9 protein-coding genes are annotated in these 12272 nt (G+C 65.8%); 6 read left to right on the plus strand and 3 right to left on the minus strand.

Annotated features, from left to right (window positions below):
• Window position 1: 1 nt before the first annotated feature.
• Genes DOL89_RS04635 through hexR form a run of 3 tightly spaced genes read right to left on the minus strand, consistent with a single transcriptional unit; the run spans window position 2 to window position 3986 of the window.
• On the minus strand, window positions 2-892 hold the full coding sequence (locus DOL89_RS04635) for an aldo/keto reductase (RefSeq protein ID WP_162937330.1): 891 nt from the start codon (window positions 890-892) through the stop codon (window positions 2-4).
• Complete coding sequence (gene glgB / locus DOL89_RS04640; RefSeq protein WP_119678087.1) at window positions 889-3099, minus strand: 1,4-alpha-glucan branching protein GlgB; 2211 nt, start codon at window positions 3097-3099, stop codon at window positions 889-891. The genes DOL89_RS04635 and glgB overlap by 4 nt, the downstream gene beginning before the upstream one ends.
• Before the next feature lie 44 nt (window positions 3100-3143).
• Window positions 3144-3986, minus strand: coding sequence for a transcriptional regulator HexR (gene hexR, locus DOL89_RS04645; protein WP_119678088.1), 843 nt, complete (start codon window positions 3984-3986; stop codon window positions 3144-3146).
• Between the two features lie 463 nt (window positions 3987-4449).
• On the opposite strand from hexR, the gene DOL89_RS04650 reads away from it, so the two are divergent.
• The 6 genes from DOL89_RS04650 to DOL89_RS04675 all read left to right on the plus strand — a co-directional run bounded on the left by DOL89_RS04650 (window position 4450) and on the right by DOL89_RS04675 (window position 12257).
• On the plus strand, window positions 4450-5973 hold the full coding sequence (locus DOL89_RS04650; RefSeq protein ID WP_119678089.1) for an alpha-amylase family glycosyl hydrolase: 1524 nt from the start codon (window positions 4450-4452) through the stop codon (window positions 5971-5973).
• A 34-nt stretch (window positions 5974-6007) separates the two neighbouring features.
• Window positions 6008-7129 (plus strand): ABC transporter ATP-binding protein, encoded by a 1122-nt coding sequence (locus DOL89_RS04655; protein WP_119678090.1) that lies wholly within the window; start codon window positions 6008-6010, stop codon window positions 7127-7129.
• A gap of 78 nt (window positions 7130-7207) precedes the next feature.
• A complete protein-coding gene (locus DOL89_RS04660) occupies window positions 7208-8470 on the plus strand; it encodes an extracellular solute-binding protein (protein WP_205574643.1) in 1263 nt (420 codons plus the stop codon).
• Window positions 8471-8480: 10 nt separating this feature from the next.
• The gene (locus DOL89_RS04665; RefSeq protein ID WP_205574644.1) at window positions 8481-10445 is read left to right on the plus strand and encodes a carbohydrate ABC transporter permease; all 1965 of its coding nucleotides are present in this window, start codon (window positions 8481-8483) and stop codon (window positions 10443-10445) included.
• 4 nt (window positions 10446-10449) lie between these two features.
• A complete protein-coding gene (locus DOL89_RS04670; protein ID WP_205574645.1) occupies window positions 10450-11376 on the plus strand; it encodes a sugar ABC transporter permease in 927 nt (308 codons plus the stop codon).
• Window positions 11377-11453: 77 nt separating this feature from the next.
• On the plus strand, window positions 11454-12257 hold the full coding sequence (locus DOL89_RS04675; RefSeq protein ID WP_119678091.1) for a glucodextranase DOMON-like domain-containing protein: 804 nt from the start codon (window positions 11454-11456) through the stop codon (window positions 12255-12257).
• Window positions 12258-12272 lie beyond the last annotated feature (15 nt).

Below are 12272 nucleotides of genomic sequence, written 5' to 3' on the forward strand. Positions count from 1 at the left end.
CTCAGGGCACCTCGATGCCGCGGGCAGCTTCCAGCAGCCTGTACCAGTCCTGCCGGTCCAGTTTGATGCGCGCTGCGCCCGCCGCACCGGCCAGACGGTCCAGGCGGCCGGTTCCGACCAGGGGGCGGATGCCGGCGGGATGGGTCATCAGCCAGGCAAGCGCCACCTGATCGGGCACCGCCCCGCCATGGGCCTGACCAACCTCCCAGAGGACGGCGCGGAGGCGATCAAGCTCCGGTGAGGCGGCGGGGTCCCGGAACAGCCCGCCGCCGCCCAGCGGCGACCAGGCCATCGGGACCATGCCGGTCTGCATGCAAGCGTCAAGCGTGCCATCGAACAGGGCGTCTGGATGCTCCAGGCTGATCTCCACCTGGTTCGCCACGAGGGGCTCCTCCACGCGGGAGGCCAGCATGCGAACCTGGCTGGCGCTGAAGTTGGAGACGCCGAAGGCCAGGACCTTGCCGGATCGTTTCAGCTCCGTAATGGCTGCCGCCACCTCGTCCGGGTTCATCAGCGGGTCGGGGCGGTGGAGCAGCAGGTAGTCCAGCCGGTCAGTGCGCAGCTCCCGCAGGGACCGCTCCGCCCGTTCGATCAGGTGAACCTTGGAGAGATTGTAATGTTTGGTGCGGACAGGGTTGCCGGGGGCATCGAACATCACCCCGATCTTGCCGATCAGCACGATCCGGTCACGTAGCCCCGGCTCGAGCGCGAGCGCTTCCCCGAACCGCCCCTCCACGGTGTAGCCGCCATAACAGTCTGCGTGGTCGAAGCTGTTGATGCCCAGATCGACGGCGGCCTTCATCCAGTCGCGCAGGCCAGGAGCATCCAGGCCCCATTGCAGCAGCCGCATGCAGCCAACGACGACAGGTGACAGGGCAGGGGCGGTCGTCATGCTTCCCTCACCAGAACCATGGTGCCCAGCGGGGGCACGGTGAAGACGGCGCTGAAGGGCTGGCCGTCCCATTCCTTCGATTCGGCGGCGGTGCCACCGGGATTGCCGACGCCGGACCCGCCATAGGCGGCGGCATCGGTGTTCAACACCTCCCGCCAGACTCCGCCTTCGGGCAGGCCGACCCGGTAATCCTGGCGGACAGTCGGGGTGAAGTTGCAGACCACCACGGCAGTTCCGCCGGCCTGGTCCGGAGCCTTTCCGAAGCGGGCGAAGGCCAGAATGGATTCGTCCGCCGAATTGCCCTTGATCCAGCGGAAGCCATTTCCCTCGCAATCCAACTCGTGCAGGGCGGGTGTATCGCGGTACAGGCGGTTCAAATCGCGCACGGCGGACTGCACGCCCTGGTGCCAGTCGATGTCCAGCAGGTGCCAGTCCAGGCTGGCATCGTGATTCCATTCCCGGCCCTGGGCGAACTCCCCGCCCATGAACAGCAGCTTCTTGCCGGGATGGGTCCACATGAAGCCGAAATAGGCCCGGAGATTGGCGAACTTCTGCCAGGCATCGCCCGGCATGCGGGCCAGCAGACTACCCTTGCCGTGCACCACCTCGTCATGGCTGAGCGGCAGGATGAAATTCTCCGAGAAGGCGTAGAGCAGCCCGAAGGTCAGGTCGTTGTGGTGGAAGCGGCGGTGGATGGGGTCGCGCTGCATGTATTGCAGCGTATCGTGCATCCAGCCCATGTTCCATTTGTAGCCGAAGCCCAGCCCGCCGACATAGGTGGGGCGGGAGACGCCCGGCCAGGCGGTGGATTCCTCCGCGATGGTGACGGCGCCGCCGGCTGCCCCCTCATCCTTGGAATAGACCAGCTCGTTCATCGCGCGCAGGAAGTCGATGGCCTCCAGGTTCTCCCGCCCGCCGAAGCGGTTGGGCACCCACTCGCCCTGTTTGCGGCTGTAATCGAGATAGAGCATGGAGGCGACGGCATCGACGCGGAGCCCGTCGATATGGAAGTTCCTGATCCAGTGCAGCGCATTCGCCGTCAGGAAGTTCGCCACCTCCTGCCGGCCGAAATTGTAGATCGCGGTGTTCCAGTCCGGGTGATAGCCCTGGCGCGGGTCGGCATGCTCATAGAGATGGGTGCCGTCGAACTCGTACAGGCCATGGGCGTCGTTGGGGAAGTGGCCCGGTACCCAGTCGATGATGAGGCCGATCCCGGCCTGGTGGCACGCATCCACGAAAGCCTGGAAGTCTGCCGGGCTGCCATGGCGTGCAGTGGGGGCATAGAGCCCGGTCGGCTGGTAGCCCCAGGAACCGTCGAAGGGATGCTCATGCACCGGCATCACCTCCAGATGGGTGAAGCCCATTTCCTTGACGTAGGGGACGAGTTGCTCCGCCAGCTCGCGGTAGGTGAGGAAGTGGCTTTCCTCTCCCCGCTTCCAGGAGCCGAGATGCACCTCGTAGATGCTGATCGGCGCGCTACGGTCCATGCGGGCGGCGCGCTGCTCCAGCCAGGCGGCATCCCTCCACTCATGCCGGTCGATACGGGCGACCTTCGATGCAGTGGCAGGCCTGTACTCCGCCGCGAAGGCATAGGGATCTGCTTTCAGCGGGAGCAGGTTTCCCTGGGGGCCCAGGATTTCATACTTATAGGAGTCGCCCTCTGCGGCACCAGGCACGAACAGTTCCCAGATGCCGAGGCCGGGATGAAGGCGCATCGGATGGACGCGCCCGTCCCAGCCATTGAAGTCGCCGACCACCGAAACACGGCGGGCATTGGGCGCCCAGACAGCAAAGCGCACCCCGGCCACCCCATCCATGGTGCAGATGTGGGCGCCCATGGCGTCATAGGCCCGCCAGTGCCGACCCTCGCCCAGCAGGTGGCGGTCCAAGTCGCCCAGGCTGGGACCGAAGCGGTAGGGATCTTCAATTTCCCAGCTCCGTTCCCCCCGGAACAGGCGCAGGCGGTAGGTGGGAGCTGTCGTGTCATCCAGCTCCGCTTCGAAGAAGCCATCCTCATGCCGGCGAACCATGTCCTTCAGCACCGAGCTGTCAGAGGAGACGAGCTGCATCCGCTCCGCCTCCGGGCGGAAGGCGCGAACGGCGCTGCGGCCGTCCCGCTCCGGTTCCCCATGGGGGCCGAGCACCGCGAACGGGTTGCCGTGGCTGGCGGATACGACAAGGGCGATGACGTCGGGGCTGATGGCCATGGCGGCAGGCTCCGGCAGGCAGGAGGGCGGAGGGGAAGGGGCCGTCAGGCCCGCTGGGTGGTGCGTCGCTCGCGGATCGGCCGCTTGGAGCGGACCAGGCTGTTAGTGAGCCCGGTGCCGCGCCGAAGGGCGACGCCGACCTGCAGTACGTCCACCATCGCCAGATGGGAGAGGCGGGAGGTCATGGGCGTGTAGATGCTGGTATCCTCCTCCACATCCACCAGGAGCGACACGGTAGCGCGTTCGGCCAGCGGGGTGCCGCCGGTGGTCAGGGCGATGACCTTCGCCCCGCTCTCCAGCGCCAGCTCGACGCTGCGCAGCAATTCCCGGGTCCGTCCGGTATGGGAAATGGCGAGCACCGCTGCCTCCGGCCCAAGGATGGCGGCGGACATGGCCTGGACATGGAAGTCGGTATAGGCCGTGCAGGGCAGGCCAAGGCGGAAGAACTTGTTCTGCGCGTCCATCGCCACGATGCCGGACGCGCCGAAGCCGTAGAATTCCAGCCGCTTCGCGGCGCAGAGGATATCCACCGCCATGCCGACGGCATCGGCATTGATCTGATTGCGGATGCGGGCGATGGCCGCCATGGAGCGGTTCAGCACCTTCGCCGCCACATCCGCGATGGGATCGTCCGGTTTCACATCTTCGTGGACATAGGGCGTGCCGGTGGCAAGGTCCTGGGCCAGGCGAAGCTTGAAATCCTGAAAGCCGGCGCAGCCGATGGCCCGGCAGAAGCGCACCACGGTGGGCTGGCTCACCGCGGCATCGCGCGCCACCTCCGCGACCGAGGCATTGACCATGGAATGCGGGCGCTTCAGCACCAGCTCGGCAATCTTCTGCTCGGATTTGCGCAGGCCCGGCATCATCGCGCGGATGCGTTCAAGCACGCCTCGTCTCCTCCCCCTTGTCACGCCTTCGGGCTTTTATCAGCCCTTGGATCAGAACGCTTCGGGCGTGATGGCCTTTCGGCATCTTTTCAACAGGAATGCCCTGGGTTTTGTAGGAAAGTTACACAAAGGTCCGTGGTGGCCATGCAACTTCGAATAACGGATTTCTCTGCGCCGCTGGTAAGACCTAGCACAAGTCCGGTCACGGCGACACAAAAGACAGGATTGATCGAAAAGCAGAATATGCCATCGGTGCATGGCTATCAGGGGCAATACTTTTGCGGGAAAACCAACCCCACCCCATCAGGAAAGCGCTTGCCAATCCGCCGTTTCATGATTGTAATGTTACTACAAGGCCATAAGCGAGGCATCGCCGCCGCATCTTCCCGTAGACGTAGGGGCATTCCAACGTCCGGAACCGCGGGTCAGCGACAAGCTTCCGGCTGGATGCGAGGGGGAAACGTTGCCGAATCCAAGGTTCTGGCGTGGCTCCGCGGGGAGCCTCGCGCGTCGTTGCGGCGTCGCGCTGCTGGCAATTGCCGCCCTCGGTACGGCCGCCGGCCCCGCCTTGGCGCAGAAGCCGATTCGGCCCTGGTCGGAGGACATCCTCTATTTTCTGCTCCTCGATCGCTTCGCCGACGGCAGCAAGTCGAATAACGCGGATGTGCAGCGGGATAATCCAGGCGGCTTCCATGGCGGCGACTTCGTCGGGCTGACTCAGCGGCTGGACGATCTGGCGGACCTTGGCGTTACCGCCATCTGGATCACTCCGGTGATGGAGCAGATCAAGCATCCGGTCAACAGCGGCCTGGATTTCGAACATTGGCCCCATCACGGTTACTGGGCGGACGACTTTTCCCTGATCGACCCACGCTTCGGCACCGAGGCGGAGCTGAAGGCCCTGGTGGATGCGGCCCACGACCGCGGTATCAAGGTGCTGCTGGATACAGTCTACAACCACGCCGGCTACGGCTCCGCCTATCTCGCCAGGCCGGACGCGCGGGATCTGCTCCGCTCCACGGAATTCAATAACTGCGGACCCGAAGGGGACGACCTGACCACCTGCGTGGCCGGACTGCCGGACTTCAAGACGGAGAAGCCCGAGGTCGCCAAGTGGTTGATCGAGATGCAGATTCCCCGTGCCAAGGCGGTGGGGCTGGACGGCTATCGGCTCGACACGGTGAAGCATCTGGGTCCCGAATTCTGGGACATGCACCGGAAGATCATCGACCAGGAGCTGGGTCAGGACTTCCATCTTCTGGGTGAAATCTGGGGCGGCAGCTATCAGGTGGCGGACCCGTACTTCGAGGCGAACCGGCTGGACAGTGCGCTGGACTTCACCTTCCAGGGCGAGACGCTGTCCTGGCTCCAGGGGCGGGGGCGGACCATCGCCTTCAGCCGCTTCTTGCAGAAGCGCCACCGGGTACGCGACGGCCACATCATGGCGCACTACCTGTCCAGCCATGACGTGCCGGGGTTCCTCTATCAGCTCGACGGCGATCTGGAGCGGTTCAAGGTGGCGGCCGCGCTGCAGATGGCCAGCCTCGGCATGCCCCAGATCTATTACGGGGAGGAGGTCGGGCGGCTGGGCGGCGACTGGCCGGAGAACCGAACCGACATGCCCTGGGGCGACATGGATATCCAGCCCGGCAAGGGCAAGCCTCGGAACGAGGAGTTACGCGACTACTACAAGCGCATCATCGCAGCCCGCCGCGCCCATCCGGCCTTCTCCCACGGCGACTACACGGAGCTGAGCACCGAGGGCGACCTGCTGGTGTTCCAGCGCAGTCACGAGCCTAGCGGTGACAGCGTCATCGTCGCTGCCAACCGGAGTAAGGCGGAGGCGGCCGCCACGATCCCGCTCCCGGAATCCTGGACGGGCAAGAGCATTACCGACGCTGTCACGGGCGAGGATCTGGGCGAGGCGGGGGCGCAGATAGCCCTTACCGTGCCGGGACTGACCGCCCGCTATCTGGTCGTGAAGTGAAACCGGACGAGCCGCAGAAGAAGACCTGATCCGAATGGCCCAGATTATTTTCGACAATGTTGCCAAGCGCTTCGGCGACGTTCCGGTCATCGAGAACCTGAACCTGCACATCGCGGATCAGGAATTCATGGTCTTTGTCGGCCCGTCGGGTTGCGGCAAGTCCACGGCATTGCGCATGATCGCGGGGCTGGAGGAGATCAGCGCCGGGGACCTCACGATCGGGGACCGGGTGGTGAATGATGTCCACCCCAAGGACCGCGACGTGGCCATGGTCTTCCAGTCCTACGCGCTGTATCCGCACATGACGGTGCGGGAGAACATCGCCTTCGGCCTGAAGATCCGGAAGATGCCGAAGCCGCAGATCGACGCGCTGGTCGGCGAGGCGGCGACCATGCTGGGCCTGACCGAGTATCTGGACCGCAAGCCGCGCGCCCTGTCCGGCGGCCAGCGGCAGCGCGTGGCGCTGGGCCGCGCCATCGTGCGAAAGCCCAAGGTCTTCCTGTTCGATGAGCCGCTGTCGAACCTGGACGCGGAGCTGCGCGTCACCATGCGGGCGGAAATCTCCAAGCTTCAGCGGCGGCTGAAGATCACCACGGTCTATGTCACCCATGATCAGGTGGAAGCCATGACCATGGGCGACCGCATCGCCGTTCTGGCCCCGCTGAAGCGGCACCCCGGCGGCAACCTGATGCAGGTCGGCACCCCGCTGGAGCTGTACGACCGTCCGCAGAACCTGTTCGTGGCGCGATTCATCGGCACGCCGTCCATGAACGTGATCCAGATGGCGGTGGACGCGGACGGCACGGCCCTGCGCTACCACGACCTAGCGATCCCGGTGCCGGCCTCTTTCCGGGCCGGCATCTCCGCCCACCGCGGCAAGGCGGTGGCGGTGGGCTTCCGGCCGGAGCATGTGGGCCATGTGGAGGAGCACCAGTGGGGCGCTACCGCCCCGATCCGCGGTCAGGTCGAGATTGTGGAGACGCTCGGCCATGAGGCCATCGTTCATTTCCGGGTCGGCGAGGAAATGGTGATCGGCAAAATCCGTGGACATGGCGTCGTGCTGCCGCGGATCGGTGATCTCATCGAACTGGTGGTCAAGGCGGACGAGCTGCACCTGTTCGACGCCCAGACTGAAAAGCGCATCGCCGAAGCGTGAGGCAAAAAAGGCGGAACAGCGTTCAGCAGTGACCCCGGCGCAGGACGGGGCCGCTGCTCAAGGGAGGAATGAGGAATCATGCAGTTTTCGCGCAGGAACCTGATCCTTGTGGCCGGAGCGGCCATGTTCGCGACGGCGCTGACCGTTCAGGCGGCACCTCCGGCGCTGGCACAGGGCCAGACGCTGACCGTGTGGCACGCCTACCGCGGCGAGGAGAGGGCGGCGTTCGACAAGGCCATCAAGCTGTTCAATGAGCAGAACCAGGGCGGCGTCCAGGCCAAGGCCCTGCCGGTGCCGTTCGACGCCTATGCCGACAAGATCTCCGCCGCCGTGCCGCGCGGCACCGGTCCGGACCTGTTCATCTTCGCGCAGGACCGGCTGGGCGGCTGGATCGAGGCCGGCAACATCATCGAGCCGATCGACTTCTATATCGAGGACGATGTCCGCGAGCGCTTCCTGCCGAACATGATGGAGGCGATGACCTATCGCGACCAGGTGTTCGGCCTGCCGTTCAAGTACGCGGCCATCGCCATGATCTACAACAAGGCGAAGGTCCAGAACCCGCCCAGGACGACGGGCGAGCTGGTGACGTGGGCCAAGGCCAACACCGACGCCTCCACCGGCCGCTATGGCTGGTCCTACACCTATGCCGACTTCTACTACCATGCCGCGCTGATGAACGGCTTCGGCGGCGGGCTCTTCATGACCGACGGCGCTGGCACCCTGGCCGAGCCGACGGTGAACAGTCCGGCGAACGTGAAGTCGTTCGAACAGCTCATGAGCTGGTTCAAGCAGGACGGCGTCCTGCCGGCGGAACCCTCCACCGCGCTGGTCACCTCCCTGTTCAACGAGGGGAAGTCGGATATCGTCTTCTCCGGCCCGTGGTTCCTGGGCGAGGTCGCGAAGGGCATCGAGATCGGCGTCGCGCCGCTGCCGACGCTGGACGAGGCCGGCGGCGAGCCGATGCGGCCCTGGATGACGGTGGAGGGGCTGTTCGTCTCCGCCCAGTCGAAGAACAAGGACGCGGCCTATGAGCTGGCCCGCTTCCTGACCACCGACGAGGTGGCGAAGATCATGGCGCTGGAAGGCCGGCAGCAGCCCACCAACAAGAATGTCTACAGCGATCCGGCCATTGCCAAGGACCCGATCCTGTCCGGCTTCCGCGCCCAGGCGGAAACCGCCGTCCCGATGCCGAACCTGGCGGTGATGTCGCTGATGTGGTCGCCGATGACCACGGCCATGAACAAGATCGTCAAGGGCACCGCCAGCCCGAAGCAGGCCCTGGACGAGGCGCAGCAGATGCTGGCCGCCGATATCGCCAACCTGCGTAAGAGCCGGTGAGACAGGGCCGATGAAGGTGCGGCAGCATACAGGGTATTCGGCGCTCCTCGGCCTGTTGGCCGGGCTGGTGGTGCTGTTGGCGGCGGGCCTGTGGTTCGCCGGCCAGACCATCCAGTCCGCCCGGCAGGATGCGGAGGCGCGCAAGGCCACCGTGTCGGCCATGAGCCTGGCCGACATGGTGGGCGCCCTGCAGGCTGCCGGGGCCGAACCGGAACAGGTTCGCGCAGCGGTGGAGACGTGGCGGCGGGGCGACCCCGGCATCCGGGCCGTCCGGCTGATCCGCCAGTCCGGCGCCCAGCTCGTCTACTCCGACGTTCCGGCCGACCTGGAGAAGGGCGATGTTCCCCGCCGCCTGTCCCGCGAGGAGAAGCCGCTGTTCGATCTGGCCAACGCCCTGCGCGCCAATGTCGACAGCAACGCCGGCGAGGGGATCAAGCGGCTTCCGGAGATCGAGCTGGCCGCCCCGGCCGCCGACCGGCTGGGCGTATCGGTTCCGGTCTATGCCGGAGACAGCTACTGGGGCCTTGCCCAGGTGGAGCGGGAGCGGGCGGCGCCGGCCATCGCCGCCGGAACCGGTCTGGCCGTCGGCATGGCGCTCGGCGGTCTGGTGCTGATGGCGGCGGCGGTCCTGGCGCTCCGGCGAAGGGGCGGGGCTGCCGCATCGCGCTGGACTCTGTTCGCCATCGCCGCGGTTCTGCTGCTGGGCACGGCCGCCCTGTTCGTGCGGACGGAGACCGGCCGCGTGGCGGATGCGCGGAACGGCCAGATTGCCGAGGTGCAGCAGGTCGTCACCGGCCTTCGCGGCTCCGCTGCGGAAGGGGCCGGCATCGTGGGAGCGGGCCTGGGGGCGGGCGCCTGGGATGTGGATATCTTCCGCCGTCCTCTCGGTCAGATTTCGCCGACGGGAGAGGTCGAGGATGCGGCCGTCCGGCAGGCGCTGACCGGCACGCTGGACGGTCTGGGGCGGCAGCTCTGGCTGACGGCGGCGCTGGCGCTGGGCATCACCGCCTTTTTCGCGCTGGGAGCCGCGGGGCGGCTGGCCGGCACGGTGCGGGAGCACCGGGACGCGTATGTCTACGTGCTGCCCGCCATCCTGGGCATGCTGTTCCTGGTCTTCTTCCCCTTCACCTACGGCGTGATGCTGTCCTTCACCGAGCGCACCCTGTTCAACCAGTCGGTTCCGCTGACCGAACTGTGGGTGGGCTTCGCCAATTACGCCGCCATCCTGGGCGACTTCGACGTGATCCGCACCACGCCGGACGGCTGGAGCGTGAATTACGAGAGCTTCTACTGGACGCTGTTCATCACCGTCTGCTGGACCGTCGCGAACGTGGCCATCGGCGTTGCCGTCGGGCTGGCGCTTGCGCTGGCGCTGAACACCGAGGGGCTGCGGGGCAAGGCGGTCTACCGCGTGCTGCTGATCCTGCCCTGGGCCATCCCGAACTACATCACGGCGTTGACCTGGAAGGGCATGTTCCACCAGCAGTTCGGCGTCATCAACCAAGCCATCATGCTGTTCGGGGGCGAGCCCATCGCCTGGTTCGACAGCGTGTTCAGCAGCTTCATGACCGGTGTCATCACCAACGGCTGGCTGAGCTTCCCCTTCATGATGGTGGTGAGCCTGGGCGCGCTCTCCTCCATCCCGTCGGACATGTACGAGGCGGCGCAGCTCGACGGCGCCACACGGTGGCAGCAGTTCTGGAACATTACCCTGCCGTTGCTGAAGCCGGCGCTGATCCCGGCCATCATCCTGTCGGTGGTCTGGACCTTCAACATGTTCAACGTGATCTATCTGGTGTCGGGCGGGGAGCCCGCGGGCGCTAACGAGATCCTAATCACCAAGGCCTACAAGCTGGCGTTCGAGCGCTACCAGTACGCCTACGCCGCGGCCTATTCCTTCGTGATTTTCCTGATCCTGCTGGGCTACGGGGTCTTCCAGAACCGGGTCAGCCGGGCCACGGAACAGGTGCGGTGAAGCCATGACGACGATGACCGCCGCCTCCACCCCTGCAACCGGCAGCACCCGCATGCCGCGAAAGCGCTCGGCACCGCGTCACCTCGGGCTGCATCTCGGGCTGGGGCTGTTCACGCTGCTGGCCTGCTACCCGATCCTCTGGGTGATGGCGCTTGCCTTCTCCGGACAGCAGAGTCTGTCCATCGCCTCATTGCCGCCGGATGCAGGCTTCCTGGATCGGCTGCGCGCGGTCACTCCCTGGCCGGCGCAGCTATCATTGCAGAACTTCAAGGACGTTCTGACCGAGCAGCCGTTCCTGACTTGGCTGGTGAACAGCGCCATCGTGGCGGGGCTGACCACCATCGTCGGCGTCTTCCTGGCCTGCACCGCGGCCTATGCCTTCTCCCGCTTCCGGTTTCCGGGGCGGCAGTCGGGCATGATGATGTTCCTGGTGTCCCAGATGTTCCCGGGCACGCTGATGATGATCCCTCTCTACATCATCATCGTGAGCTGGCTGGGTCTGGGGAACAGCTATATCGGGCTGGTTCTGGTCTACGCGGTGACGGCCATTCCCTTCTGCGTGTGGATGCTGAAGGGCTATTTCGACACGATCCCCATCGAGATCGAGGAGAGCGCCATCATGGACGGCGCTTCCCGCTCCACGATCTTCTTCCGCATCATCCTGCCGCTGGCCAAGCCCGCGGTGGCGGTGACGGCGCTCTTCTCCTTCATGACCGGCTGGAACGAGTTCATCCTGGCCTCCGTCTTCATGACGGAGGAGGGGCGGTACACGGCTCCGGTCGGCCTGCGCTTCTTCGTCGGCGGGTTCTCCGCCCAGTGGGGATATTTCGCCGCCGGCTCGATCATCGTCTCGCTGCCGGTCGTGATCCTCTTTCTCTATCTGCAGAAATATCTCGTCTCCGGTCTCACGGCGGGGGGCGTGAAGGGCTAGGGCGGCCCCGGACGGGGCCGGCGGCCCGGTTCCTTGCCCGCGCGTACAGAAACATAACACCACCAGGGAAGTGCATCATGCAGCACAACTACACCAAGCTACTGGCCGGCATCCTCGGCGCGACTTTCCTCGCCACGGCGGCGCAGGCTCAGAGCGTGTCCTTCAGCGACCCGGTCGGCGACGACAAGGGCCCGGGCACCTATGTCTACCCGACCGACAGCGCCTATCTGCCGGGCGCTTTCGACCTGACCGGCCTGCGCGTCGAAAAGTCCGGCAGCGACGTGGATTTCCAGGTCGACGTGGCCGGCAACCTGAACGATCCCTGGGGCATGGGCACCGGCTTCGCCACCCAGCTCGTCTTCGTCTTCATCAACACCGGGACCGGCAAGCACAAGGACGCCCCGGCCGGCCTGAACGTCCAGCTGGAGCCCGGCTGGGACAAGGTCGTGCTGCTGTCCCCGCAGAAGCCCGCCCGCATCGGTTCCGAGATCAATGCCAAGGCGGCCAGCCTGAAGGACGACATCCTGGTTCCGCGCCGCGTGAAGGGCTCCGGCAAGACCATCGCCGGTTCGGTGAAGGCCAGCGATATCGGCTCCGGCGATCCGAGCGGCTGGAGCTATCAGGTCGTGGTGCAGTCGAACGAGGGCTTCCCCGCCGGCGGCGACCTGATGACTCGCCGCGTGAACGAGTTCGAAGGCCAGCACCGTTTCGGCGGCGGCAATGACGGCATGTGCGATCCGCACGCGATGGACATCCTGGCCGGCGGCGCTGCCGGCGGTGCGGATGAGGCTCAGGCCCAGTACGACGTGCTGAAGGCCTATGAGTGCGGCCCTGAGGGCGAGGCGGTGAAGACCGCCGTCATCCCCATGGTCAAGAAGTAAGACAACCAGGCGAGT

Source organism: Indioceanicola profundi (assembly GCF_003568845.1).
Lineage (GTDB): Bacteria > Pseudomonadota > Alphaproteobacteria > Azospirillales > Azospirillaceae > Indioceanicola > Indioceanicola profundi.

Excerpts from the sequence above, each read along its gene's own strand:
- DOL89_RS04675 (WP_119678091.1), top strand. The coding sequence starts at position 11,454 with ATGCAGCACAACTACACCAAGCTACTGGCCGGCATCCTCGGCGCGACT.
- DOL89_RS04670 (WP_205574645.1), top strand. The coding sequence starts at position 10,450 with ATGACGACGATGACCGCCGCCTCCACCCCTGCAACCGGCAGCACCCGC.
- DOL89_RS04665 (WP_205574644.1), top strand. The coding sequence starts at position 8,481 with ATGAAGGTGCGGCAGCATACAGGGTATTCGGCGCTCCTCGGCCTGTTG.
- glgB (WP_119678087.1), bottom strand. The coding sequence starts at position 3,099 with ATGGCCATCAGCCCCGACGTCATCGCCCTTGTCGTATCCGCCAGCCAC.
- DOL89_RS04635 (WP_162937330.1), bottom strand. The coding sequence starts at position 892 with ATGACGACCGCCCCTGCCCTGTCACCTGTCGTCGTTGGCTGCATGCGG.
- DOL89_RS04655 (WP_119678090.1), top strand. The coding sequence starts at position 6,008 with ATGGCCCAGATTATTTTCGACAATGTTGCCAAGCGCTTCGGCGACGTT.
- DOL89_RS04660 (WP_205574643.1), top strand. The coding sequence starts at position 7,208 with ATGCAGTTTTCGCGCAGGAACCTGATCCTTGTGGCCGGAGCGGCCATG.